This window comes from Candidatus Pyrohabitans sp., from assembly GCF_054014795.1.
This window is the reverse complement of the sequence record NZ_JBPMGE010000037.1, coordinates 21243-42980: the sequence shown is the minus strand read 5'-3', so window position 1 is coordinate 42980 and position 21738 is coordinate 21243. Positions and strand designations below refer to the sequence as shown.

General features: G+C 51.2%; 34 protein-coding genes. 22 read left to right on the top strand and 12 right to left on the bottom strand.

The genetic code is table 11. The features are described 5' to 3' along the window. Positions 1-23: 23 nt before the first annotated feature. From ACXJJW_RS04625 to ACXJJW_RS04610, 4 genes are all read right to left on the bottom strand, one after another. Positions 24-1451, bottom strand: a complete 1428-nt coding sequence (locus ACXJJW_RS04625) for an ATP-binding protein (protein WP_456474582.1) — start codon at positions 1449-1451, stop codon at positions 24-26. A gap of 74 nt (positions 1452-1525) precedes the next feature. After that, positions 1526-2179, bottom strand: a complete 654-nt coding sequence (locus tag ACXJJW_RS04620) for a metallophosphoesterase (protein WP_456474560.1) — start codon at positions 2177-2179, stop codon at positions 1526-1528. Positions 2180-2340: 161 nt separating this feature from the next. Further along, positions 2341-3012, bottom strand: a complete 672-nt coding sequence (locus ACXJJW_RS04615) for a response regulator (protein ID WP_456474559.1) — start codon at positions 3010-3012, stop codon at positions 2341-2343. A gap of 89 nt (positions 3013-3101) precedes the next feature. Then, complete coding sequence (locus ACXJJW_RS04610; protein ID WP_456474558.1) at positions 3102-4655, bottom strand: radical SAM protein; 1554 nt, start codon at positions 4653-4655, stop codon at positions 3102-3104. 336 nt (positions 4656-4991) lie between these two features. Here ACXJJW_RS04610 and ACXJJW_RS04605 point away from each other — a divergent pair, with 336 nt between their 5' ends. From ACXJJW_RS04605 to ACXJJW_RS04595, 3 genes are all read left to right on the top strand, one after another. Continuing rightward, positions 4992-5183 (top strand): RelB antitoxin-like protein, encoded by a 192-nt coding sequence (locus ACXJJW_RS04605; protein WP_456474557.1) that lies wholly within the window; start codon positions 4992-4994, stop codon positions 5181-5183. Beyond that, positions 5170-5433 carry a type II toxin-antitoxin system RelE family toxin gene (locus tag ACXJJW_RS04600; RefSeq protein ID WP_456474556.1) on the top strand — a complete coding sequence of 88 codons (264 nt, stop codon included), beginning with the start codon at positions 5170-5172 and terminating at the stop codon, positions 5431-5433. The genes ACXJJW_RS04605 and ACXJJW_RS04600 overlap by 14 nt, the downstream gene beginning before the upstream one ends. Before the next feature lie 134 nt (positions 5434-5567). After that, positions 5568-6686: a tryptophan--tRNA ligase gene (locus ACXJJW_RS04595; RefSeq protein WP_456474555.1), complete on the top strand. Its 1119-nt coding sequence runs from the start codon at positions 5568-5570 to the stop codon at positions 6684-6686. Positions 6687-6697: 11 nt separating this feature from the next. On the opposite strand, the gene ACXJJW_RS04590 is transcribed toward ACXJJW_RS04595, so the two are convergent. From ACXJJW_RS04590 to cutA, 4 genes are read right to left on the bottom strand one after another with little or no spacing between them, the layout of a single operon-like run. Beyond that, on the bottom strand, positions 6698-6910 hold the full coding sequence (locus ACXJJW_RS04590; protein ID WP_456474554.1) for an LSM domain-containing protein: 213 nt from the start codon (positions 6908-6910) through the stop codon (positions 6698-6700). A gap of 30 nt (positions 6911-6940) precedes the next feature. Beyond that, positions 6941-8551, bottom strand: a complete 1611-nt coding sequence (lysS, locus tag ACXJJW_RS04585) for a lysine--tRNA ligase (protein WP_456474553.1) — start codon at positions 8549-8551, stop codon at positions 6941-6943. A gap of 4 nt (positions 8552-8555) precedes the next feature. Then, positions 8556-9632, bottom strand: a complete 1077-nt coding sequence (locus ACXJJW_RS04580) for a sensor histidine kinase (protein ID WP_456474552.1) — start codon at positions 9630-9632, stop codon at positions 8556-8558. A gap of 17 nt (positions 9633-9649) precedes the next feature. Next, positions 9650-9964 (bottom strand): divalent-cation tolerance protein CutA, encoded by a 315-nt coding sequence (gene cutA, locus ACXJJW_RS04575; protein WP_456474551.1) that lies wholly within the window; start codon positions 9962-9964, stop codon positions 9650-9652. 41 nt (positions 9965-10005) lie between these two features. Here cutA and ACXJJW_RS04570 point away from each other — a divergent pair, with 41 nt between their 5' ends. Together ACXJJW_RS04570 and ACXJJW_RS04565 are read left to right on the top strand one after the other, a co-directional pair. Beyond that, entirely contained in the window at positions 10006-11214 is a 1209-nt protein-coding gene (locus ACXJJW_RS04570; protein WP_456474550.1) for a site-2 protease family protein, read from the top strand. Next, positions 11215-11844, top strand: a complete 630-nt coding sequence (locus ACXJJW_RS04565; protein WP_456474549.1) for a diacylglycerol/polyprenol kinase family protein — start codon at positions 11215-11217, stop codon at positions 11842-11844. A 1-nt stretch (position 11845) separates the two neighbouring features. Here ACXJJW_RS04565 and ACXJJW_RS04560 read toward each other — a convergent pair whose 3' ends face one another. From ACXJJW_RS04560 to ACXJJW_RS04545, 4 genes are all read right to left on the bottom strand, one after another. After that, positions 11846-12256: a PIN domain-containing protein gene (locus ACXJJW_RS04560; RefSeq protein ID WP_456474548.1), complete on the bottom strand. Its 411-nt coding sequence runs from the start codon at positions 12254-12256 to the stop codon at positions 11846-11848. Continuing rightward, positions 12253-12477: a hypothetical protein gene (locus ACXJJW_RS04555; protein ID WP_456474547.1), complete on the bottom strand. Its 225-nt coding sequence runs from the start codon at positions 12475-12477 to the stop codon at positions 12253-12255. The genes ACXJJW_RS04560 and ACXJJW_RS04555 overlap by 4 nt, the downstream gene beginning before the upstream one ends. Before the next feature lie 99 nt (positions 12478-12576). Then, the gene (locus tag ACXJJW_RS04550; protein WP_456474546.1) at positions 12577-12756 is read right to left on the bottom strand and encodes a hypothetical protein; all 180 of its coding nucleotides are present in this window, start codon (positions 12754-12756) and stop codon (positions 12577-12579) included. Positions 12757-12807: 51 nt separating this feature from the next. Beyond that, positions 12808-13095, bottom strand: a complete 288-nt coding sequence (locus ACXJJW_RS04545) for a hypothetical protein (RefSeq protein ID WP_456474545.1) — start codon at positions 13093-13095, stop codon at positions 12808-12810. 267 nt (positions 13096-13362) lie between these two features. Here ACXJJW_RS04545 and ACXJJW_RS04540 point away from each other — a divergent pair, with 267 nt between their 5' ends. From ACXJJW_RS04540 to ACXJJW_RS04460, 17 genes are read left to right on the top strand one after another with little or no spacing between them, the layout of a single operon-like run. Further along, entirely contained in the window at positions 13363-14358 is a 996-nt protein-coding gene (locus ACXJJW_RS04540) for a 50S ribosomal protein L3 (protein WP_456474544.1), read from the top strand. A gap of 2 nt (positions 14359-14360) precedes the next feature. Beyond that, on the top strand, positions 14361-15134 hold the full coding sequence (gene rpl4p, locus ACXJJW_RS04535) for a 50S ribosomal protein L4 (RefSeq protein ID WP_456474543.1): 774 nt from the start codon (positions 14361-14363) through the stop codon (positions 15132-15134). 2 nt (positions 15135-15136) lie between these two features. Beyond that, positions 15137-15397 (top strand): 50S ribosomal protein L23, encoded by a 261-nt coding sequence (locus ACXJJW_RS04530; protein ID WP_456474542.1) that lies wholly within the window; start codon positions 15137-15139, stop codon positions 15395-15397. Between the two features lie 9 nt (positions 15398-15406). After that, the gene (locus ACXJJW_RS04525) at positions 15407-16126 is read left to right on the top strand and encodes a 50S ribosomal protein L2 (protein WP_456474541.1); all 720 of its coding nucleotides are present in this window, start codon (positions 15407-15409) and stop codon (positions 16124-16126) included. Positions 16127-16128: 2 nt separating this feature from the next. Next, positions 16129-16524 (top strand): 30S ribosomal protein S19, encoded by a 396-nt coding sequence (locus ACXJJW_RS04520; protein ID WP_456474540.1) that lies wholly within the window; start codon positions 16129-16131, stop codon positions 16522-16524. A 9-nt stretch (positions 16525-16533) separates the two neighbouring features. Beyond that, a complete protein-coding gene (gene rplV, locus ACXJJW_RS04515) occupies positions 16534-16995 on the top strand; it encodes a 50S ribosomal protein L22 (protein ID WP_456474539.1) in 462 nt (153 codons plus the stop codon). 4 nt (positions 16996-16999) lie between these two features. Continuing rightward, positions 17000-17821, top strand: a complete 822-nt coding sequence (locus ACXJJW_RS04510) for a 30S ribosomal protein S3 (protein ID WP_456474538.1) — start codon at positions 17000-17002, stop codon at positions 17819-17821. Then, positions 17822-18031, top strand: coding sequence for a 50S ribosomal protein L29 (gene rpmC, locus ACXJJW_RS04505; RefSeq protein ID WP_456474537.1), 210 nt, complete (start codon positions 17822-17824; stop codon positions 18029-18031). Further along, entirely contained in the window at positions 18028-18291 is a 264-nt protein-coding gene (gene rnp1, locus ACXJJW_RS04500; protein ID WP_456474536.1) for a ribonuclease P protein component 1, read from the top strand. Before rpmC ends, rnp1 begins: the two co-directional genes overlap by 4 nt. A gap of 6 nt (positions 18292-18297) precedes the next feature. After that, positions 18298-18621, top strand: coding sequence for a 30S ribosomal protein S17 (locus tag ACXJJW_RS04495; protein WP_456474535.1), 324 nt, complete (start codon positions 18298-18300; stop codon positions 18619-18621). Between the two features lies 1 nt (position 18622). Next, positions 18623-19021: a 50S ribosomal protein L14 gene (locus ACXJJW_RS04490; RefSeq protein ID WP_456474534.1), complete on the top strand. Its 399-nt coding sequence runs from the start codon at positions 18623-18625 to the stop codon at positions 19019-19021. Between the two features lie 9 nt (positions 19022-19030). Then, positions 19031-19381 (top strand): 50S ribosomal protein L24, encoded by a 351-nt coding sequence (rplX, locus tag ACXJJW_RS04485; RefSeq protein ID WP_456474533.1) that lies wholly within the window; start codon positions 19031-19033, stop codon positions 19379-19381. 5 nt (positions 19382-19386) lie between these two features. Beyond that, the gene (locus tag ACXJJW_RS04480) at positions 19387-20121 is read left to right on the top strand and encodes a 30S ribosomal protein S4e (protein ID WP_456474532.1); all 735 of its coding nucleotides are present in this window, start codon (positions 19387-19389) and stop codon (positions 20119-20121) included. A gap of 5 nt (positions 20122-20126) precedes the next feature. Further along, entirely contained in the window at positions 20127-20627 is a 501-nt protein-coding gene (locus ACXJJW_RS04475) for a 50S ribosomal protein L5 (protein WP_456474581.1), read from the top strand. A 2-nt stretch (positions 20628-20629) separates the two neighbouring features. Continuing rightward, complete coding sequence (locus ACXJJW_RS04470; RefSeq protein ID WP_456474531.1) at positions 20630-20773, top strand: 30S ribosomal protein S14; 144 nt, start codon at positions 20630-20632, stop codon at positions 20771-20773. A 12-nt stretch (positions 20774-20785) separates the two neighbouring features. Then, on the top strand, positions 20786-21175 hold the full coding sequence (locus ACXJJW_RS04465) for a 30S ribosomal protein S8 (protein ID WP_456474530.1): 390 nt from the start codon (positions 20786-20788) through the stop codon (positions 21173-21175). A gap of 10 nt (positions 21176-21185) precedes the next feature. Next, positions 21186-21734, top strand: coding sequence for a 50S ribosomal protein L6 (locus ACXJJW_RS04460; protein WP_456474529.1), 549 nt, complete (start codon positions 21186-21188; stop codon positions 21732-21734). Positions 21735-21738: the final 4 nt, after the last annotated feature.

Here is a 21738-nt window from a genome sequence, read left to right as displayed (position 1 = left end):
CCTCCCTCCTTTCCTTTTTGATTTTACCCGGCGTCATAAAAACTTTTTATATCATTAAGACTAAAAGTGAGGATATTTCCTTCATCGGCGTATCTCTTTGCCTTTGCCGTGAATCCGGATTTTGATATAACTGCATAGTACTCTTTTCTCTCTTGATTGTACCACTTTACATCTCTTGCCTTTTCTATCAGACTTTTAAGAACATCCACATCTGTCTTTCTTTTTCGCCATTTACATTCTACAAACAGTATTTTTTTTGTCTCTGTATCCAGTGTTAATATATCTATTTCTCTGTCTTTGTGCCACCACCTACCAATGCTGGTGAATTTAAATGGAAGTCCATCTTTTAAATTTAGGTCCTTCAAGAATTGCCTGCAAATTTCTTCGAAACCCTCTCCAACAAAGGAATCCATATCTTTCAGCACTATTTTTTTCAGCGTCTCATAGGATTTTCCTTCGAACAGACTGAGATTCTTGTAAAAATATCTGAACCAGAATTTCACAAGTGGATTTTTTATTCTGTAAATTGATTTTTTAGAACTCCTTTTCTCTGTTACTGGTATAATTCTTTCCATCAGTTCATAGTATTCAATGATTTCTCCAATATATCTCGAAACAGAATTCACACTCATCCCGGCATAGGAGGCTATTTCGCTTAACTTTGTGTGGCCTGTGGCAATGGCTTCCAGTACGGTATAGTATGTACCCTTTCTCTTCCCAAACTCCTGTCTCAGGATATCCAGAACCTCATATCCAAAGACACTGTTATCCCTTAGGAAGAACACCTCAAGTATTTTATCCACTTTTCTGGATTTCAAGCCAAAATCTTCCATTGCTACGTAGTATTTCGGATATCCCCCAAATATTGAATAAAAGGTCACAAATTCTTCTTCTTTTGAATAGCCAAGATGTTTCAGCATATGTCTTACCTCGGAATATCTCAGAGGTTCGATCTTTAACTTTGCTTTTAACCTGCCGTACAGTGGCGACTTTATATCCTCGAAAACACCTTTTATCAAACCAACAATAGAACCAAGAAACACAAGCATTATGCGCTTGTTCTGATTTTCATCGATTTTCCTCTGAAAAGATGAAAAAATGGCGGGATATGTCTCTCTAAAGTTTTGAAATTCATCAAAAATTACTATTTTGCCCTCACAACGCTCCATTATAATGTCCAAGAAATCATCGAAGTTCTTTAATGCTTCCCTATCACCTAGAATACCCTCCCTTTTGAGGTCTATTTCAAATTCATTCAGAAGAGATTGCGGCGTCTTGAGACCATAAATAAAAAAATACACATGCTTTTTGTCCTTTGAGAAGTACTTTATGAGCTCCGTTTTTCCTATCCTTCGAGGGCCATAAATCAATACAGGAAACAACCTCTTAAATGAAAGCCCGTAAAGTTCCTCCAGCAATTGAAGCTCATTTTCTCTGTTTACAAACTCCATATTATTCACTAAGTGAATTATTCACCAAGTGAATATTTATACCTTACGGTGCTGGCTGTGCAGCTCTGCAGCATTCAGTACTCCCTAAGCTCAACCTCCACTTCACCTTCGTTCAGCTCAACAATTGCATATCCCATGTGTAAAGCGCCCGGGTTTACAACGGTGGTGTAGGCAACCCTTGCGACGCCCCTTGCTTCGTGGATGTGCCCGCAGAGCGCAACTGCGGGCTTCTTTTTCTTTATGAACTCCTTCACAGCCCGGGAGCCCGCATGCATTCCGGAGCTGGTCTGGTCAAGCTTTGTGCCGAAGGGCGGGGCGTGGGTAACCATAACCTTTGTGCTGTGCTCCTTTATGCCGGAGTAAGCGCTCTCCAGCAATTCCATCAGCTGCTGCTCTTCATACTCCTGGGGGGTGGCGAAGGGGGTGCGATTTGAGCCTCCTGCGCCGAAAAAACCAATGCCCTCTGCAACCCTCCCCCTGCCGTGAAGGCTCAGCCTGAGTTCTTTTATCAGCTCATTTACACCACGCAAATCGCAGTTGCCGGGTACAACCAAAAGCTGTCTGGACAGGTTTATCAGAGGCTTGAGAATCTCCCTGGCTTCATCTCTCCCCCCGAAGTTTGTTATATCTCCCGCTACAACCACCACATCTGCATTGGCAATCTCATACTTTATCACGTTAAGCTTATCCGGCCTCCCGTGGATATCAGAAATAACCAGTATCTTCATGAGTTTTTAATTGCAGCTTAAGAAATAAAAATTTTGGGTAGTAGGTATCCGGGCCCCCCTCCCCACCCAGCAATATTACTTACCCCCTTGGATTTTATATACTTTTTTGGAAATTCTCTTCAAATAAACAGTTTAGTAACCTTTTGTTATTGAGGGTTTCTTCAAATACCTTCGATGTGCTCCTCCACTTTTACCATATCCATAAACGAGGCAGCTTTTCTCCCGAGGAGAGTTAGGAGGTATACCTTATCCTTTCTCTGGTCTACCATTCCCGTCGCCTTCAGGTTGCGCAGGTGAAAGCTCACAATAGTTGGATCCTTAACCCCAATTTTTCGCCAGATGCCTGTGAAATTACTTGGCGAGGAGCGCAGAAGTCTTATGATCTCCCTTCTAATCGGGTGATTTAGGGCGCGTATAACAAGCTCAAACTCTGTTCTGGAGAGCCCTCCGGTGGGGATATTATCAGCCACTTTTTGCTCTTCAAGCACCGCCTTTATAGATGCCTTCATCTCATCAAAACTAAAGGGCTTGGCTATGTAGTCGCTTGCGCCGTGCTTCATCGCTTCGACAGCGCCCTTTATGCTGGAGTAACCTGTTATCATTATAACCTTGGTGTCTGGGAGGTTCTGCTTAACCCACTCCAGAAGCTTTGAGCCATCAACCCCCGGAAGCTTTATGTCAGTTATGAGTATATCCACCCTGTTCTCCTTCAGCAGTCTAAGGGCCTCCTCTCCATTCTCGGCAGTAATTACCTGGTGCCCCTCCCTGCTCAGCACCCTTTCGAGCCCGCGCAATGTTATGAGTTCATCGTCTGCTATTAATATCCGTGCCATCTTTTTTCTCTCAGTGGTTTTTGTATGTGTGTCAATTTTTATTTAACAGCACATATAAAACCTTTCGTTGCTCTTTGCAATAATATCGACTAATAGCACACACCGCACCGCTTGCACCCAGGGAAGCAGGCAGGCGAGGTTTCACCCTCCAGAAATTTGCTGTGCTCCAGGAGGAGATAGCTTTTGCTTACCAGCACATCTATCTTCTCCCAGGGGAGTTCAGCGTCTGTGCTGATTTCCCCCAGGTAACTTTCCATCTTGAGCCCCAAATCCCTGAAGGCACGTTTCCATGCGCCGAAGCTCCTCCCCTGGCCGAGCACCCTCTCAAGTACATCACCCAGGCGAGAATCACCCCTCGCCACAGCAGCCTGAAGCGCAGCGCTCCTGGGGCTTTCGCTCTCTATGCTGGCGATGCCCGCGAGGTTTTTATGAAGAATTCTAAGCCTGCGCTTCAGCACACCTGCCCCCGGGAAGGCCACCCACTGCATCGCCGAATGGGGTTTTGGCACAAGGGGGTTTACAGATAGCTTTATGCTCAGCCCTGTCTCCCTCTTTAGCATCTTCACCTCCTGTGCCAGGGCCTTGATGTGCTCCTCGCTTTCGCCCGGGAAGCCCAGGATGTAGTAGAGCTTCAGGTATCTTATGCCGGCGCGTGCCGCCAGCTTTGCTGCTTCTATAATCAGGGAGTTGCTCATGTCCTTATTGACAGCATAGCGAAGCTGCTCACACGCCTCTGGCGCCAGGGTGATGCTGCGCTGACCGCTCTCCACAAGAGCCTCGACGAAGCTTCGGGTGAGCGTGTCTGCGCGCAGCGATGGCGCAGAGATTTCCAGGCCAAGCTGCTTGAGGAACTCGGCCAGCTCGTCTATTTGCGAGTAGTCGGTGATACTCGCGCCCAGGAGGGAGATTCTCTTTGGCCTGCTCGCCTCGACGCCGCGGGTTATAACCTCCTCCAGCCTTGCGAGGCTGCGCTCCCTGCGCGGGCGGAAGATGTAGCCTCCCATGCAGAACCTGCAGCCCCGACCGCAACCTCTCGAAACCTCCACGAGCAGACTTTCGCCGAAGGCGCCCGCCTCGCTTAACACCTGCGCAGCGGGAAAGTAGGCGTCGAGGTCGCGAACATACACGCGAGTCGCTCCTCTGCTTATGCCGGGGACGTACATATAGCTCAGCTTTGCGAGCTCCTCCAGAGCTTCGCCCTTCTTCCTCCCCCTTACTGCCCCGATTACCTCCATAATGCCTGCTTCGGCCTCGCCTATGAAGAAGGCGTCGATGAAGCGCTCCAGGGGTGAGGGGTTTACGCAGCAGGGGCCGCCAGCTATTACAAGCTGCTCGCGCTCCTCCCGTCTTATCGGAATGCCGCTTCGTCTGAGAATTTCGAGCATGTGCAGGGCGTCGAGCTCAAACTGCCAGGAGAAGGCAATTACATCGAAGTCGCTGAGCGGCGAGCGCGTTTCGACGCTCCTCTCCACGTCCAGATAAAAGCGCTCCGCGTAGATATCCTCGCGGGAGTTGAGCAGGTCGTAGAGTATCTGCATTCCCAGGTTGGCGATACCGGCGCGGTACAGGTTGGGAAACACCAGCGCCACGCGCAGCTTGCCGTGGATGCTCTTGATTACGGTGTTGCGCTCCTTAACAATCATTTATGTAAGCGCGGGGGGTAACATCGCCAAGGGTGAGAGGACCGTCGAGGTAAAACGGATTGATTACATTTCCAAATAATGTAATATCACAATTTGTTCAAAACGTATGTTAATTATAGCGCCAAGTCCGGAAATTAACCCCACTAGCAGCCTCTCCGGGAGAGAAACCGGCTCCTGACGCAAGATCTTAAAGAGAATCTTAAAGGATAGACTAACAGAACCCAAACTACAGAAATACATACTCACGTGAGCACTAAGAATTTTAGTAAAATTAGAAGTTCTAATTGACATGTCGGGAGGTAAAGTCTCAGCTGATATATAACGTGGAGGATAGATATGAAGAAATTTCAAGAGCAATATATAGTGGATGGAAAGGGGCAAAAGACAGCTGTAGTTCTTCCCATTGAGGAGTATGAAGAACTCTTAGAGGACCTCCACGATCTTGCAATCATTGCTGAACGCCGGGATGAACCCACAATAACTTTCGAGGAGCTTAAGAGACGGTTGAAAGAAGATGGACTCTTATGAGATTCGATGGAAGAACTCGGCAGAACGCGACTTACGGAAGATTGATTCACAACATGTTCCTCGAATTATCAAGGCTGTCGAATCCCTTGTGGATGATCCATTTCCGCCACAGCGTCGCAAGCTCCGAGGGTCAGAGCAAAATTACAGGATTCGAGTTGGGAACTACAGGGTAATCTACCAAGTTGATACTAAAGCGAGAATTGTGACAATTTACCATGTGCGTCATCGAAGAGAAGCATATCGTCGCTGACTTGGATGAAGACCCTAGATAAATTTTCTGAAATGAAAAGCTTACTTTTACTGAGATGCCACGCCCCACCTCTGCCAGTCCCACACCTCACCCAACCACAGCCTTTATATTTCCGAAGCGCTTAACCCCAAGCTATGCCAGAGGACTTTGTGGTTACTCCGTGGGAAGTGGTTGGCGAGATAGACTACGACAAGCTCATAGATAAGTTCGGCACCTCACCCATAGATGACGCCCTGCTGGAGAGGTTTCGCAGGCTTGCTGGCGAACTTCACCTCATGCTGCGCAGGAAGATATTCTACTCACACCGCTCCCTTAACTGGGTGCTGACACAGTATGAGAAGGGCAGCCCCTTTGTGCTTTACACCGGTCGAGGACCTTCAGGCAATACCCACCTGGGACACCTCATGCCCTGGATATTCACCAGGTGGCTCCAGGAAAAGTTCAACGCCAAGCTCCTTTTCCAGCTCACCGATGACGAGAAGTTCCTGTTCAACCCTGAGCTAACCCTCGAAGATACCCGCAGGTATGCCTATGAAAATGCCCTTGACCTCATCGCTCTCGGCTTTGACCCGAAAAAGACAGAGATTTTCCTCAACACGGAGTACATAAAGTCCCAGTACAAGCTCGCCTTAAAGGTTGCCAAGCGCACCACCTTCTCCACCGCTAAAGCTGTCTTCGGCTTCAAAAATGAGACAAATATCGGGTTGATATTCTTCACCAGCATGCAGTCGGCGCCCTGCTTCCTTGAGAGCGAGCGTCAGGGTAAGGCTGTGCCTGTGCTAATCCCCTGCGCCATTGACCAGGACCCTCACTTCAGAATAACCCGCGACGCCGCGCCGCATCTGGGCTATCCCAAGCCAGCGCTGGTCCACTGCAAATTCTTCCCTTCACTGCTTGGCGGAGACAAGATGTCGGCAAGCAAGCCCGAGAGCAGCATCTACACCACCGACTCTCTGCGCGATGCGAGGCGCAAGATAATGAACGCCTTCACCGGGGGTAGAGAAACGGCGCAGCTTCAGCGCAAGCTGGGAGGAAATCCAAGCGTCTGCTCAATCTACCAGTACCTCTACTACATCTTCGAGGAAGACGACGAGAAAATTAAGGAGCAGCACGAAGCCTGTGTGCGCGGCGAACTGCTGTGCGGTGAGCACAAACGCTACCTGGCAGAGAAGGTTGAGAGCTTCCTGATGCAGCACCAGGAAAGGCGGGAAAAGGCTAAGGACGTGCTTGAGGATTTCATTGTAAGGGATTAGAAACTAGCTTCTCACAGCCTAATCACAAAGGTTATGTTACCTCCCTTGAATATTGCCCTCTCGAGTCTCAGCTCCCCCTCAACCTCTTCCACATCCTCGAGATAGAGGTTGTCAAGTTCGTCGTAGCTCAGGAGGGTGCCCACATAATCCTTCCCTGTCCTGGTGGTTATGCGCACCCTCTTACCAAGGGAATTTCTGAGCATCGTCTCGGGTTTAATTACCATGCTCTGAACCTGCCTCTCTGGGTATATAAATTATTCGCTCAGCTCCCTCAGCCGTGAGAGAAGCCACTCCCTCTCCAGCGAAGCCAGGAATGGTCCGGCACGAGGGCCCCGTGGTGTGCCGAGGGTGGCGAGGTAAATGGCACCAAAGGCTTTTGAAGCGCTTATGCCAGCTTCTCTGGCAAGCAGGAAGATCTTCTCCTGAATCTCCTCGTCGGAACGCTCAGCCTGGGAAAGCCACTCATACAGGGAGCGCAGGAAGAAGCGCTGCTCCTGTGAAAGCTTCTCCTTAACCTCTCCAGCATCCTCGAGGAGCACAAGCCTCAGCTCAGGCGCATAACGCTCCACCCACTCCTTTGCATAGCCCACGCGCCTGAGAAGCTCCCCTTCGAGTTCAGGTGAGTAGTGCCCGGAGCGCTTCAGGCTTGAGACTATCGCCTCCCGGCTTGTGAAGAGCTGCGCCACCATTGCAGCGTGGGAGAAGGGCAGGGGAAGTGCAGGCTGAGGTTCGCCTATCTGGGACATCTCATACAGCCTGCGGAGGTGCTTAGCCTCCTTCCTGTTCTCCACGCTCTCCATGCCATAGTAAACCCTCGCCACATGGTCGTACTCGTCGTACAGCTTTGGAAGCTCCCTCCAGGAGAAGCTCCGGGTCTTCATGAGCTTCTTGTTGTACAGGAAGCGCAGAAGCTGGGGGGGTGCTACCTGCAGCCACTCGTGGGGATAGACCACATTGCCCAGCGAGGCGCTCATCTTCTCTCCGGCGATCATCAGATGCTCATAGAAGATGGGCACAGGCATGGGAAACTCGAGGACGCGCTCGCATATCTCGGCGTTAACCCACCAGGCGCTCCCGGGAACGACGTACTCCTTGCCTGCACCCTCACTGGCTACGCGCCAGCGCGCCCACTGGGCCGCCCACTCGCTCTTCCACATCAGCTTTCCCTCATCGCGCAGCGGATCTGCTGTGCCTTCGTAACCGCAGCCCCTGGCGATGTGCTTCTCAAAGGCGTAGTCCTCACAGCGGTAGTACACCTTCCCGGCTTCATAACGCTCCACGCGGGGGGTTATAATCCTGCCGCAGGACCTGCATACTGGGGTAAAGGGGCTCCAGCCCTTGGCGAGGGGCTTGCCCCTATACTTATTCTGAATCTCAATCACAAGCTCCAGGTTGTCCAGGAGCTTTCTGATAAATGGGCGGAAGTTGCCCTGCCTGTACTCCTCGCGCATTGAGTACCTCTCGGGCTTAACCTCGAGGAACTCCTCTATCACGTCGATGTAGCCTGCCACATGGTGCTCCGCATAGCTGGAGTGGCACCCCCAGGGGTCGGGCACAGCGCTGACCGGTGTACCTATGTACTCCTCAAGTTCTCCGGGCACGCCCTCAGGAATCTTGCGCAGCGGGTCCATATCCTCCGCCACCCAGATGAGCTTCGCCTCACAGCCGGCGTCGCGCAGTGCGCGCACAACACTCTCGCCGCGTATGGTATCGCTCAGTCTGCCGATGTGCAGAACACCTGAGATGCTGGCGCTTGTCTTCACCACAAAGCGCTCAAAGCTGGGAATCTCCCTCTCTATGTAGCGAAAACTCTTCCGCCTGGCTATCTCCTGTGCCTTTCTGTCTGCCCAGAACAGCGCCGTCATGACTTCACCTCTGCTTCTTTGGGATTCTGACATAGAAGATACTTCCACCTTCAGGGTTGTCTTCCACCCAGGCTGAGCCATGGTGAAGCTCTGCGATGCGCTTGACTATCGCCAGGCCCAGGCCCGTACCCTTGACAGTGCCCTTCTCTATTCGCTTGTACCGCTCAAATATCTTCTCTTTTTCAGCATCGGGTATTCCCGGGCCGTAATCCTTCACCATAATCAGGTAGCTATCCTTCTCGTCGATGATATCAACCACAACCTTGCTGTTGGGTGGGCTGAACTTTATGGCATTGGAAATCAGATTGTAGAACACCGATTCTATGTTGGGATTCACCATTGCCACCCTCGGTGAGCGAACCCTCATCTCTATGCGTATGTTCTTCTCCCTTGCAGCTTCTTCAAAGGTGGCGACCACCCCCTTGAGAAGCCTTGTGATGTCCATCTTCTTGAAATCAAAACTCTCAAGGCTCTGGAGTCGCGCATACCTTGCGGCATTTTCTATCATGTCCACAAGCCTTTCTGTATTCTTCAGGAGTCTTTTCAGATCCTTTTTTATTTCTGTGCAGGATTTTCTATCCAGAAGTATCTCGCTCTGCAGCATGATTATGTTCGCCACGTTCAAGAGGTCGTGGGTAATGATATCGCTGAAAAGCTCCTTAATCTTCAGCGTCTCCTTAAATTTTTCCAGATTTGCCTTCATGCTTTCCTGCAGGCTGTAGCTGTCAGTTATATCACGGAAAATTGTGATTATACCTATAATCTCTCCATTGCTCTTCAAAGGAGAGGCGGATATCTCAATAACTCTCTTCCGGGCCTTTTTATCATAGTGAGTATGGACTATCTTCTTAACCTGTCCTCTTGTCACCACTTCCTCAAGGGGGCAGATGACATCCTCCTGACATGGTATTTTGAGGCAGTGGCTTATGGTATGGCAGGGCTTGCCCACAATTTCACTTCTCTCACATCCGCAGCGTTCCAGCAGAGCCCTGTTTGCGGCGAGTATCCTCCTGTCCTTACCTATTATCAGAACCATGTCGCCCATGGCGTCTATAAACTCTTTCAGTTCTTCAATTTTCATGTTCAAACCTCGAAAAGTTAGCTCTCTACCTCCTCTTCGAGCCAGCGGAGGTAGTCTTCACTCCCCTCTACAATCGGAAGGGCGATTACCTCCGGCACCTCGTAGGTATGAAGCTCCTTCACACGCTCTATTATCGCAGGTACCTTCTCTTTTAACGTTTTTATAAGAATTAAAACCTCTTCCTCTTCTTCCAGCTTTCCGCGCCACCAGTAGATGGAGGTGACCTTTTCTATAATATTTGCGCATGCGGCGAGTCTCTCTTCTACCAGTCTGCGCGCTATCTCTCTGGCCTGCGCGGCGTCTTTTGCAGTGATAAATACTACAGCATACATAAGGATAGTATTGAAACGTGAGAAAATAAAAAGGTGTCGTAATGCGTAACTGGCAGTGGTTTGTGATAATCGCCACCCTCTCTGCTCTCTGGCTGAGTTTCACGGGAGGGAAACCCTCAAAACTCGAGGTTTTTTTGATTGCTTCAGGGCTTCTGTGGCTGATTATTCTTGAAGTCGCAGAAAGAGGAAAGCTGAACATGGATAGGTATGCAATCCTCCTTGTGATTAAGACGGAGAGGGGGAAGGGCCTGATTCTTAAGGTCGCGGGCTACAAAAGGTTCTGGAGGGCTCTGGGCTACCCTATAGCCTTTGTGGGCATCGCGGGTGCTTTGGTTATGGTGGGTGCCCTTATTATAGGATTCTACTTCCTCTCCTTCAAGAGTGTGGATGTGCTCCAGCCCACACCCCTGGTGCCGGGGTACACCATACCCTTCTGGTACGGCATAATAGGCTTGGTCTCTGTGCTCGTGGTGCATGAGCTCGCCCACGGCATTATCGCTGCCGTAGAGCGCATAAAAATCAAAACCCTTGGCATAGCTCTGGTGGGGATTCTGCCACTGGGTGCCTTTGTTGAGCCGGAGGAGGAGAGTCTGAAGAAGAGCTCCTGGCTGACCCAGCTCAAGGTTTACTCCGCTGGTTCATCAGCAAACCTCCTTCTGGCCTTCTTGGTATCCCTCTCGATACCCTTCTATTTCGGGGCGCTGTACGACACCTCCGGGGGTGTGCAGATAGTCGAGGTAATTGATGGTTCGCCGGCGTCGATGGTGCTGGAGAAGGGCATGGTTATAAAAAAGATTCAGGGACAGGCAGTCGACACCATCCAGGATTTTTATGAAGTTGTTACAGGCCTCAAACCGGGGGAGAGGATTTCAATAGTCACTGATAGGGGAATCTTCTATCTGGTAACCTCCCCACGGGAGGAGGAACCGGAAAGGGGGTATATTGGCGTGAAAACCTTCTTTCCTCTGAAGGAGGATGTCATCGGCTACACTGGTTTGGCTCTGCCCATGATGATATTTTACTCCCTCTACTGGATTGCACTGCTCAATCAGGGAATTGGCTTTATCAACCTCGCCCCCCTCCATCTGGGTATCGCTGCTACGGACGGGCACCACATCTTCCGCCTCCTCCTCGAAAAGTTCTTTGCCACCCAGGAGGCAGAAAAGCTCTCCGCCATGGTTTCAACAGCGATGGTACTTATACTGCTCTTCAGTATCTTCAAGCCAAGCTTTCTCATGGCGGGTGGTTGAATGGACACGGAGACAAGGAGACAGCTTATCCATATGAGCGGTGCAATTACACCCTTCTACCTTCAGTTCTTCTATGAGCGCTTCTCCTCCTGGCTTGCGCCGGAGGCTCTTGTGGCCGGGATGCTGCTGGTGGGTTATGGAATAGCCCATCTATATAAACGCGGGGTTCGAATACCTGTGTTTGCAACGCTTGTGGATATGGCAGAGCGCGAGGAGGTTAAGGCCCAGTCCCCCGGCAGGGGAACCTTCAGGTTCTTCCTCGGCGTGTTTGCGACGATGCTCATCTTCGGCTCACTGCTGGATGCGCCCTTCTTTGTGGTGGGCTCCGGGATTCTGGTTCTCGCTCTTGGTGATTCCATATCCACGCTAGCCGGAAGGAAGCTTGGCAGGAGAAGGGTGCCCTACAACAGGGTGAAGAGTTTCGAGGGTTCGGGGCTCGGCACCGGCTATGCCTTTCTAGGCGTGCTCCTCTATCTTGTCTTCTTTCATGGTGTGGAGCCAGCTCAGGCGGCAAAGCTTGCGCTGGCGGGAGCAGTGGCAGGAATGTTTGTGGAGTCCCTCCCCATAAAGGTGGACGACAACCTTCTTATACCGGTTGCTGCCAGTGCTGCGGTGTATGCGCTTGCTTAGGTTATATTTCAAAAAATTTATCAAATCCCTTTTCAACCAGTTTTGTTTTTAATTTCCTGTCACCTGTCCACAATAGTCCATCAAGTTCTATTGTCAATGCTATAAATGGTATATCTTTTTCATCCACATCGTGACACAATTCATATGCTCTTTTTAAGCTAAATTCTGATACAGAATCCTCCCTAATAAAAGTTATCGCCTTTAATATTTTATGTAAGATCTCCAAAATTTTATATTCATCAATCTTAGCAGATTCTACAATCTTACTCTTATGTTTAAACATTTCCACTATTGCATAGTTACAGGAGTAAAATTCAAAATTCTCGCTGAGCAGAATCACGTCCCTGATTTCCCTGCTGGCAGGAAGCAGCGAGGAGAATAAAATATTCGTGTCAAGAATGATTCTTTTCATTTCTCAACTCCTATTTTCTTTAGAATCTCCTTCCCATGCTCCTCCCACCAGCTTCTTTTGATTTCTTCTGATAATTCCCAAGCTTCTCTCTCAGTCATTTTAAAATCCTTTACCAACTCTTCCAGCTCTACTCTCTCAATAAATCTCTTTATAAAATTCTGAGAAATCATGTCTTTTGGAATTTTTATTATCAGATTTTTTTCTTCGAGAGTTATTTCCATTTTAATAACCTCCTTATAATCCTGGGATTAACCGCCAAATCTACTCAATATCTATAATTTATGCAACATCAATATATATTTCGGAACAATTTTTATCTGTCATTTCTGCCACTCGCGGGCAGCGCTGAGGAGAATCATGCTCCAGATTTTCTGCTGTATATCCTGGCGAAGGAAATGCCCGCGTGTATTGCGAAGCCGTGCCGATGTAGCGTGTATTGCATCCTCAGGCACAAGGGCGGAGAATACCGCAGCAATAGCAAGCCCCAGAAGGAAGTACATGCGCCTTTGCAAGAACATGCCTGAGCTATGGTAAATGAGCTGCGCTGGTAGTCAAAGCGTCTCTCTGCGATATTGAGGAGAACTCCAAGGGGGAGGTGAAAATAAAAGGGAGAATGAGCCTCCCCAGGGCAAACTTCCATCCGAGCACCCTGGCAGGAGCGCTGCAAGTGCAGAAGCCGCAAAGACAGAGGAGGCATTTCGCTTGAGAAATCTGTAGGCGTGCTCAGGCTTCATGTAGGTAGAGAGTACTGCGGCAAATAATGTGCCTAGAGTGAAGTATGGGATTACCTCCACAAGCAACTTTGCATATTCCCCTAGCACTGTGGTAAGGAGGTTCATCTTTGCACCCATCAAAAGTTTTTGATTATCAAATAATTTTGATAATATCTGGATTACTCGCACCTCATATTTTTCTATAAACCATTACCAATGTTACTGCTTTCTAAAACCCACATCTCAGTGTTGTGACAGAACCAACGAAATCTATATATACCAGTAATACATCTTTTCAGTAAACCATTCCCCTCTGAGCCGGAAAGCCAGGGGGAATTTTGTTCTGGGTGCAACTCCAAAAGAGGAGGCACCAGATTGTGATGAGGTGAAGAAATGGGAAAGAGAGCGCATCATCCGCATCGCGGAAGCCTTGGATTCAGCCCGCGCAAGCGCGCTGCCTCGCCAGTGCCCAAGATAAAGCGCTGGGTAGTTGAAGATAGAGTGAGGGTACAGGGATTTGCGGGCTATAAGGCGGGAATGACTCATGTTGTGCTCATTGATGACTACCCGCACAGCCTCACCCATGGTGAAGAGGTAACAAAGGCGGTGACTGTGATTGAGACACCGCCCCTTAAGGTCTTCGGGGTGAGGCTCTATGGAAAGCGCAGCGAAGGACTGCGCACCATAGGCGAGGCCTGGGCAGAAAAGCTGGACAAAGCTCTTGCCAGGCGGCTGCCGGTGCCAAAAAAGCTGAAGAAGGGTATTGAAGCTCTTGAGTCTTATCTGGATGACGCCACGGAGGTTAGGGTGCTGGTGCACACCCTCCCCGGGGCTACGGGAATAGGAAAGAAGAAGCCCGAGGTTATGGAGTACCTGGTTTCGGGTAAGGTGGACGAGGCCTTTGAGCACGCCAGGGGTTTGCTCGGCAATGAGATTCGCGCTGGCGATGTGTTCGAGGAGGGCGAGTTCGTCGATGTAATGGCAGTTACAAAGGGCAAGGGTTTCCAGAGCCCTGTGCGCAGATGGGGTGTTAAGATCCTGCACCACAAGACGCGCAAGGGCAGGAGAACCGCGGGTACGCTGGGGCCGTGGCATCCCTCTGCAATGATGTGGAGTGTGCCCCAGAGTGGTCAGATGGGCTATCATCACCGCACCGAGTACAATAAGCGAATTCTTAAAATAGGTGAAAAGGGCGAGGAGGTTACGCCCAAGGGCGGATTTTTGGGCTATGGTGTTGTTCGCGGCGATTACATAATCGTTGAGGGCTCTATACCCGGGCCAAGGAAGAGGCTTGTGCGCCTTCGCCCGGCGATTCGTCCGCCGGAGCATCTGCCCGAGGGCAAGCCCCAGGTTGCCTACCTGAGTCTTGAGTCAAAGCAGGGTGTATGAACATGAAGACTACTCTTTATTCACTGGATGGTAAAGCCAAGGGAAAGGTGGAGCTTCCCGGAGTATTCGCCACCGAGTATCGTCCGGATATTATAAAGCGTGCAGTTATAGTGCAGCAGTCCCATCGCCTGCAGCCTTACGGCAGCGACTGGTATGCTGGCAAGCGCACCTCCGCAGAATCCTGGGGGCCTGGGCACGGCGTATCAAGGGTGCCTCGCAGGAAGGGCTCCCGAAATCCTGCAGCAGGAAGGGCGGCTTTTGTGCCCCAGGCGGTAGGCGGGCGGCGAGCGCATCCCCCTAAAGTTGAAAAGAGGATTTATGAGAAGATAAACCGCAAAGAGAGGCTTAAAGCTATAGCCTCAGCGATAGCAGCCACTGCAAACAGGGAGATTGTTGTCGCAAGAGGTCACCGTGTGCCCGAGGGCATTGAGCTTCCTGTTGTGGTGGAGAACGCCTTTGAAGAGCTTTCAAAGGTTAAGGATGTGAAGGAGTTCTTTGCATCGCTGAAGCTTCTCGGGGATGTGGAGCGCGCTTCCAGGCGCAAGATTCGCGCCGGTGTGGGCAAGCGCCGCGGAAGGCGCTACAAGAACAGGAAAAGCGTTCTAATTGTGGTTGGCGAGGATAAGGGCATCCTGAGGGGTGCGCGCAACCTTGCAGGTGTGGATGTGGTTCTCGCCAGAAACCTGAGCGCAGAGGACCTTGCCCCGGGAGCACATCCGGGCAGGCTCACTGTGTATACTGAAAATGCCCTGAAGGTGCTGGAAGAGAGGTTTTGAGCATGGATCCACATGAAGTAATTATCTATCCGGATGTTAAGGAAAAGTCGATGAAGATGATTGAGAAGGAGAACAAACTCGTGTTTGTGGTTAGAAGAGAGGCCAACAAGGAACAGGTAAAGGATGCTGTGGAAAAGCTGTATGAAGTAAAGGTGGAAGAGGTTAACACTTCCATAACTCCTAGAGGAATAAAAAGGGCATACGTCAAGCTGGCGCCCGAGTACAGGGCGGAAGAGGTAGCCACGAGGATAGGAATATTTTAGGTGATTGATATGGGCAAGCGTATAATTTCACAGCGCCGGGGAAAGGGAAGCATTGGGTTCAGGGCACCCTCTCATCGTTATCGCTGTGAACTCAAGTATCGAAAGTACGACGAGAAGGAGAAGACCGGAAAGGTGGTGGGCAGGGTTATCGACATACTACACGACCCTGCGCGAACTGCGCCGCTTATCCGGGTGGCGTTTGAGGGAGAGGGGAAGATGTATTTTCTTGCTCAGGAGGGGATTAAGGTCGGCGACACCATTGAAACTGGTGCCAAAGCTTCTATTGCACCCGGTAATGTGCTTCCTCTTGCGAACATACCTGAGGGTACGCCTGTCAGCAATATAGAGAATCACCCCGGTGACGGGGGCAAGCTTATAAGGAGTTCTGGCGCCTATGGTCTTGTGGTGTCCCACGAAGGTGAGAGAACAATAATCCAGCTCCCCAGCGGAAGGCTCAAGGCACTGGATGCAAGGTGCAGGGCGACCATAGGCGTGGTTGCAGGAGGCGGGAGGCGCGATAAACCAATCATGAAAGCTGGTAAGCGCTTCCATATGCTGCGCTCAAAGGCGAGGTACTGGCCTATCGTCAGGAAGGTTGCCATGAACCCTGTGGACCACCCCTTTGGCGGCGGCTCACACTCGCCGGGTAAGCCCACGACTATCTCGCGAAGAATGCCTCCGGGCAGGAAGGTGGGATTAATCGCTGCAAGAAGGACAGGGAGGCGATAGATATGGCTAGGAAGGAATTCAAATATCGCGGTTATACTCTTGATGAGCTGAAGAAGATGAGCATCGACGAGCTTATAGAGCTTCTGCCAGCGCGTCAGAGACGTTCGCTGAAGCGGGGTTTAACGCCGCTGCAGAAGAAGCTCATGGAGAAGATGAAGAAGGCTATGGATGGAAAGCGGGTTAAGCTGCGCACCCATGCGAGGGATATGATAATCCTGCCAAACATGGTGGGCCTGACCTTTGAGGTGCACAACGGCAAGGAATGGGCGCGCGTGGAGATAAAGCCCGAGATGGTGGCCCACTACCTGGGTGAGTTCGCACCCACCAGGAGGCGCGTGAGGCACGGCTCGCCGGGTATGGGAGCAACCCGAAGCTCCATGTACGTACCGTTGAAGTAGGTGGTGTAGATGGGCAAGCTGGGCTACTCATTCAGGGCTGAAGACGAGGAGAAGGTTGCTAAGGCAATCGGGAGAACAATGCGCATCTCTCCAAAGTGGAGCATAGAACTTGCGCGGGAGCTGCGCGGGATGAAACTCGGGGTGGCGGAGCGCTACCTCGAGGATATAATTGCCATGCGTCGCCCCTTACCTCTGAGAAGGTTCAAAAAGGGCGTGGCCCACCGTCGAGGCTTGGTGAAGGCCGATGCGGGCAGGTATCCCCAGAAGGCTGCAAGGCACATCCTCAAGCTCCTGGAGAGTGCCCGGACAAATGCTGAGTACAAAGGTTTGGATCCTGAGAAGCTGGTCATAAAGCACATAGCTGCACAGCGCGGCCCTGTGATTCGCGGCTGGCGCCCGCGTGCTTACGGCAGAGCATCGCCCAACAACACACCCACTACGCATGTGGAAGTGATTCTCGAGGAAAGGTGATTCAATGGCGCTGGAGAGAAAGTTCATCGAGGACAACATCCGCAAGTTTGAGGTCAAGGAGTTCCTGGAGCGTGAGCTGGAGCGCGCCGGGTGCGGAGAGATAGACATCCAGCGCACTCCTCTGGGCACGCGCATTATCTTGCATGTGCAGCGTCCCGGTCTGGTTATAGGCCGCAAGGGGCAGGCAATACGCAAGCTTACCACGATACTCAAAACTCGATTTGGCCTTGACAACCCCCAGGTTGAGGTAAATGAGCTTGAGGTTCCTGAGCTGAATCCGAATGTTATGGCAAGTAGCATAGCAAATGCCCTGGAGCGCGGCATCCACTTCAGAAGGGCGGCGTATACTGCGCTGCGCCGGATAATGGAGGCCGGAGCAAGGGGTGCGGAGATAACCATCTCCGGCAAGCTCACAGGTGAGCGCTCCAAGACGGTTAAGTTTGTTGACGGCTACCTCAAACACTGCGGTGAACCTGCGATGATGTACGTGAAGGAGGGCTATGCCGTGGCTGCACCAAAGCCGGGGGTAATAGGTGTGAAGGTAAAGATAATGCCTCCGGGTACACGCCTGCCTGATGATATAGTTTACAGGGAGCAGCCAGAGATTACAACCCCCTCGCCTGTGGTTGAGAAGAAGGCAGAAGAGATAGAGAAGCTTGTGGAGCAGCTTCAGGAGGAGATTGCAGAGGAAGGCCCGGGCAAGAAGAAGGTGGATGTGGAAGAGGTCAAGCGCAAGGCAGGCGAGAAGAGTGCTAAGCCAGAGAAAGCTGTAGAGGTTAAGGCTCCTGAGAAAGAGGAGAGCACAGAGGCCAAGGAGGAGAAGTAGATGGCGATACTCAGGGCAAGCGAGGTCCGCGAAATGGGCGTGGAGGAGATGAAGGAGAAGCTGGAAGAGCTGAGAAAGGAACTCCTCAAGGAGCGCTCAAAGGCTGCGTCGGTGGGCGTGCCCGAGAATCCAGGAAGGGTCCGCGAGCTTCGCAGGACAATAGCAAGAATACTCACCATAATGAAAGAAAAGGTTACTGAGCCATTATGAAACTCCGGACAAGGTACATAACAAAACACGAACTCATAGGTTTGGAATGCGAAATTGTGAGCGCCACGGATGCGAGCCTTGTGGGGCTTCGCGGCGTGGTGGTCGACGAGACAAGAAACACGCTTACCCTGGATGTGAAAGGAAAGCGGAAAAGGGTGGCGAAGGCAATTGCCACCTTCCGGTTTCGCGTGGGCAAGAGCGTTGTGGACGTTGATGGCAAGGCTTTGATTGCCAGGCCGGAAGACAGGATAAAAAGGTGAAAAAGTATGCGCGATATAGGCGTTGATGTCAAGGCACCTGAAAAGAGCTGTGAGGATGAAAACTGCCCCTTTCACGGGCACCTCAAGGTAAGAGGGCAGATTATAGAGGGCACTGTCGTTAGCAACGGCATGCAGGACAGCGTTGTAGTTCAAAAAGATTACCTTCGTTACATTAAGAAATACGAAAGATACGAGAAACGCAGGCGCAAGATACTTGCACACAATCCGCCCTGCATCTCCGCAGAGGTTGGAGATAGAGTAAAGATTATGGAGTGCAGGCCCATAAGCAAGGCCAAGAGTTTTGTGGTGATTGAGAAGGAGGCACAGTGATATGCAGGGAATCAGGGCAAATGTTGTCAGGGCACTCCCCAGCGGTGCACGCCTGGAGGTAGCAGACAACACGGGTGCAAAGGAGATTGAGATCATCCAGGTTATTGGATTTAAAGGTACGCGCCGCCGCCAGCCCAGCGCTGGTGTGGGCGACATTGTGGTTGCGTCGGTGAAGAAGGGCACCCCCGAGATGCGAAAGCAGGTGGTGCGTGCAGTGATAATACGCCAGCGCAAGGAGTACCGCCGCCGGAGTGGCGAGCGCATCAAATTTGAGGATAACGCTGCTGTGATAACCAATGAAAAGGGTGAGCCCAAGGGCAGCGAGATTAAGGGCCCTGTTGCGAAGGAGGCGGCGGAGCGCTGGTCCAAGATAGCCAGCGTCGCCAGCATAATAGTTTAGGTGGTTCAGATGTCGAGCAGACAGCCGAGAAAGCAGAGGAAGGCGCTCTTCAATGCGCTGTTGCACCGCAGGCAGAAGCTTGTGAGTGCCCACCTCAGCGAGAGCCTTCGCGAGGAGTACGACAGGCGAAGCTTACCTGTGCGCAAGGGCGATACTGTGCGTATACTTCGCGGCGACTTTCAGGGACACGAAGGTATCGTTGAGAGAGTAGACCTGAAGCGCATGCGCATATATGTGAATGGTGTTACAGTGCAGCGCAGTGATGGAAGTGAACGTCTGTATCCTGTTCATCCTTCAAATGTGGAAATTGTAAAGCTGGAGCTTAAAGACGAGGAGAGAAAGAACATACTTGAGAGGTAGTGTTCATGAGCAAGCATGCAAAGCGTTTAACAGCACCCAAGGCGGTGAAGGTACCCCGCAGGGAGAGCAAGTTCATAGTGAAGCCCAGAGCAGGGCCCCATCCACTGGAGCGCAGCATGGCCCTTCTAATAGTGGTAAGGGATATGCTGGGCTATGCCAAGAATTCGCGTGAGGCAAAGAAGATAATCAAGGCTGGTAAGGTGCAGGTGGATGGAAAGCCACGGAAGGACCACAAGTTCCCTGTGGGATTGATGGACATAATCACCATACCCGAGGCAAATGTCTATAAGGTGGTGCTCTTTGACAGAAAGGGCAGGCTTGTGCTCAGAGATATCGCCAAGTCGCGTGCAGGCGCGAAGCTGTGCCGGATTAACGACAAGACAGTCGTAAGGGGAGGGCACATCCAGCTCAACCTCCATGACGGCAGAAATGTTCTTCTTCGTGTTAAGGACGCCACAAAGCCGGAGGAGGATGTTTATTCCACCAAGGATACTCTTCTTATCACCCTCAAAAAGGGTAATATAAAGAAGCATGTGCCCTACAAAGAGGGCAATCTCGCCTACATAATCGGCGGAAGCCACATGGGTGAGGTGGCCAGGATTAAGGAGATTAAACAGGTCCGCAGCCCCCAGCCAAATGTGGTGGTGCTCACCGGCGATGATGGAGAGTTTGAGACCATCGAAGACTACGTTTTTGTTGTGGGTGAGAACAAGCCCCTGCTTCCGGAGGTGCTGAGTTGAACCCGATGAGGAAGCTCAAGATAGCAAAGGTTACTGTGAACATGGGCATCGGTGAGGCGGGTGAACGCCTTGCAAAGGGCGAGAAGCTGCTGGAAGAGCTTACAGGGCAGAAGCCCGTGCAGACCTTTGCCAAACGCACAATTCAGCCCTTCGGGATAAGAAAGGGCTTAGCAATAGGCTGCAAGGTGACCCTGCGGGATGAGAAGGCAACAGAATTCCTGGATAAAGTCTTTGCGGCTGTGGATAAACGCATAAGTGCGCGCAACTTTGACGAGCAGGGCAACCTTGCCTTTGGAATAAGGGAGCACATAGATCTGCCGGGTGTGAAGTACGACCCCATGGTGGGTATCTATGGCATGGACGTGTGCGTTGCCATTGAGCGCCCTGGTTATCGCGTAAAGCACCGCAAGCTGAAGAATACCAAGGTGGGCAAGAAGCACCTTGTGACCAAAGATGAGGCGATTGATTTCATCAGGCAAACCTTCAACGTTGAGGTGGAGGCATAGCTGTGGTTAGGAATATAGGCAGAGGGGCGAGGAAGTGCCGAAGGTGTGGCTCTCACGGCCCGGTAATAAGAAGATACGGGCTCTACCTGTGCAGGCACTGCTTCCGCGAGGTGGCCCCTGAGATAGGCTTTAAAAAGTACGAGTAGAGGTGTTTGATAATGCGCTTCGATACTCTGGCAGATGCACTTTCAATCATAAAAAACAGTGAATACAACGGTAGCCTTCACTGCGTGGTTAAGCCTGCATCAAAGATAATAGCGCAGGTGCTGCGGGTGATGCAGGAATATGGCTACGTTAAGGAGTACGAGTTCGTGGACGACGGAAGGTCAGGGCTGTTCAAGGTGACGCTCACTGGCAAGATAAACGACTGCGGCGTTATTCGCCCGCGGTACGCTGTTGGCAGGGACAATATCGAGAAATATGAGAAGCGCTTCCTGCCTGCAAGCGGCTTTGGAGTTATAATAATCTCCACCTCGCAGGGCGTTATGAGCCAGTACGAGGCAAAGGAGCGAGGAATAGGAGGAAGACTCCTCGCCTACGTTTACTGAGGTGATTGCCGTGGGAGAAGAGCCGCTGGTCAAAGAGGTTGTTGAAATCCCCGAGGGCGTGGATGTGGAGCTGCTCGGCGAGAATGTGGTGGTTCGCGGCCCAAAGGGTGAGCTTCAGAAGCGCCTTACCTACCCCGGAATAAGGCTCTATAAAGAGGATGGTTCCGTGACGATAGAGGCGAGGTTCCCGAAGAGGAGGCAGCGCGCCATGGTGGGGACCTTCGCATCGCATATACGGAATATGATAAAGGGCGTAACCCAGGGCTTCACCTATAGGATGAAGGTAGTTTATTCTCATTTCCCCATAACTGTGAAGGTCCAGGGCAGAGAGATAGTGGTTGAGAACTTCCTGGGCGAGAAGGTTCCGAGAAAGACTGAGATATTCGGGGACTGTACAGTTAAGGTCTCTGGTCAGGAGATAACCGTCGAGGGAATAAACAAAGAAGAGGTGGGTCAGACGGTGGCAAGAATAGAGCAGCTTACCAGGGTCAGGAAGCGCGACCCCCGAGTTTTTCAGGATGGTATTTATCTCGTTGAACGGGATGGCATACCTGTGTAGGTGG

What these genes read in the sequence shown, in the direction of transcription:
- ACXJJW_RS04580 (WP_456474552.1), bottom strand. Translation starts at nt 9,632, where the DNA reads ATGAAAATTGAAGAACTGAAAGAGTTTATAGACGCCATGGGCGACATG.
- ACXJJW_RS04625 (WP_456474582.1), bottom strand. Translation starts at nt 1,451, where the DNA reads ATGGAGTTTGTAAACAGAGAAAATGAGCTTCAATTGCTGGAGGAACTT.
- ACXJJW_RS04530 (WP_456474542.1), top strand. Translation starts at nt 15,137, where the DNA reads ATGGATCCACATGAAGTAATTATCTATCCGGATGTTAAGGAAAAGTCG.
- rplV (WP_456474539.1), top strand. Translation starts at nt 16,534, where the DNA reads ATGGGCAAGCTGGGCTACTCATTCAGGGCTGAAGACGAGGAGAAGGTT.
- ACXJJW_RS04550 (WP_456474546.1), bottom strand. Translation starts at nt 12,756, where the DNA reads ATGTACTTCCTTCTGGGGCTTGCTATTGCTGCGGTATTCTCCGCCCTT.
- ACXJJW_RS04565 (WP_456474549.1), top strand. Translation starts at nt 11,215, where the DNA reads ATGGACACGGAGACAAGGAGACAGCTTATCCATATGAGCGGTGCAATT.
- ACXJJW_RS04570 (WP_456474550.1), top strand. Translation starts at nt 10,006, where the DNA reads ATGCGTAACTGGCAGTGGTTTGTGATAATCGCCACCCTCTCTGCTCTC.
- rplX (WP_456474533.1), top strand. Translation starts at nt 19,031, where the DNA reads ATGTCGAGCAGACAGCCGAGAAAGCAGAGGAAGGCGCTCTTCAATGCG.
- ACXJJW_RS04595 (WP_456474555.1), top strand. Translation starts at nt 5,568, where the DNA reads ATGCCAGAGGACTTTGTGGTTACTCCGTGGGAAGTGGTTGGCGAGATA.
- cutA (WP_456474551.1), bottom strand. Translation starts at nt 9,964, where the DNA reads ATGTATGCTGTAGTATTTATCACTGCAAAAGACGCCGCGCAGGCCAGA.
- lysS (WP_456474553.1), bottom strand. Translation starts at nt 8,551, where the DNA reads ATGACGGCGCTGTTCTGGGCAGACAGAAAGGCACAGGAGATAGCCAGG.
- ACXJJW_RS04525 (WP_456474541.1), top strand. Translation starts at nt 15,407, where the DNA reads ATGGGCAAGCGTATAATTTCACAGCGCCGGGGAAAGGGAAGCATTGGG.
- ACXJJW_RS04605 (WP_456474557.1), top strand. Translation starts at nt 4,992, where the DNA reads ATGAAGAAATTTCAAGAGCAATATATAGTGGATGGAAAGGGGCAAAAG.
- ACXJJW_RS04465 (WP_456474530.1), top strand. Translation starts at nt 20,786, where the DNA reads ATGCGCTTCGATACTCTGGCAGATGCACTTTCAATCATAAAAAACAGT.
- ACXJJW_RS04545 (WP_456474545.1), bottom strand. Translation starts at nt 13,095, where the DNA reads ATGAACCTCCTTACCACAGTGCTAGGGGAATATGCAAAGTTGCTTGTG.
- ACXJJW_RS04495 (WP_456474535.1), top strand. Translation starts at nt 18,298, where the DNA reads ATGCGCGATATAGGCGTTGATGTCAAGGCACCTGAAAAGAGCTGTGAG.
- ACXJJW_RS04480 (WP_456474532.1), top strand. Translation starts at nt 19,387, where the DNA reads ATGAGCAAGCATGCAAAGCGTTTAACAGCACCCAAGGCGGTGAAGGTA.
- ACXJJW_RS04600 (WP_456474556.1), top strand. Translation starts at nt 5,170, where the DNA reads ATGGACTCTTATGAGATTCGATGGAAGAACTCGGCAGAACGCGACTTA.
- ACXJJW_RS04560 (WP_456474548.1), bottom strand. Translation starts at nt 12,256, where the DNA reads ATGAAAAGAATCATTCTTGACACGAATATTTTATTCTCCTCGCTGCTT.
- ACXJJW_RS04620 (WP_456474560.1), bottom strand. Translation starts at nt 2,179, where the DNA reads ATGAAGATACTGGTTATTTCTGATATCCACGGGAGGCCGGATAAGCTT.
- ACXJJW_RS04520 (WP_456474540.1), top strand. Translation starts at nt 16,129, where the DNA reads ATGGCTAGGAAGGAATTCAAATATCGCGGTTATACTCTTGATGAGCTG.
- ACXJJW_RS04610 (WP_456474558.1), bottom strand. Translation starts at nt 4,655, where the DNA reads ATGATTGTTAAGGAGCGCAACACCGTAATCAAGAGCATCCACGGCAAG.
- rnp1 (WP_456474536.1), top strand. Translation starts at nt 18,028, where the DNA reads ATGAAACTCCGGACAAGGTACATAACAAAACACGAACTCATAGGTTTG.
- ACXJJW_RS04475 (WP_456474581.1), top strand. Translation starts at nt 20,127, where the DNA reads ATGAGGAAGCTCAAGATAGCAAAGGTTACTGTGAACATGGGCATCGGT.
- ACXJJW_RS04540 (WP_456474544.1), top strand. Translation starts at nt 13,363, where the DNA reads ATGGGAAAGAGAGCGCATCATCCGCATCGCGGAAGCCTTGGATTCAGC.
- rpmC (WP_456474537.1), top strand. Translation starts at nt 17,822, where the DNA reads ATGGCGATACTCAGGGCAAGCGAGGTCCGCGAAATGGGCGTGGAGGAG.
- ACXJJW_RS04510 (WP_456474538.1), top strand. Translation starts at nt 17,000, where the DNA reads ATGGCGCTGGAGAGAAAGTTCATCGAGGACAACATCCGCAAGTTTGAG.
- ACXJJW_RS04590 (WP_456474554.1), bottom strand. Translation starts at nt 6,910, where the DNA reads ATGGTAATTAAACCCGAGACGATGCTCAGAAATTCCCTTGGTAAGAGG.
- rpl4p (WP_456474543.1), top strand. Translation starts at nt 14,361, where the DNA reads ATGAAGACTACTCTTTATTCACTGGATGGTAAAGCCAAGGGAAAGGTG.
- ACXJJW_RS04555 (WP_456474547.1), bottom strand. Translation starts at nt 12,477, where the DNA reads ATGGAAATAACTCTCGAAGAAAAAAATCTGATAATAAAAATTCCAAAA.
- ACXJJW_RS04490 (WP_456474534.1), top strand. Translation starts at nt 18,623, where the DNA reads ATGCAGGGAATCAGGGCAAATGTTGTCAGGGCACTCCCCAGCGGTGCA.
- ACXJJW_RS04615 (WP_456474559.1), bottom strand. Translation starts at nt 3,012, where the DNA reads ATGGCACGGATATTAATAGCAGACGATGAACTCATAACATTGCGCGGG.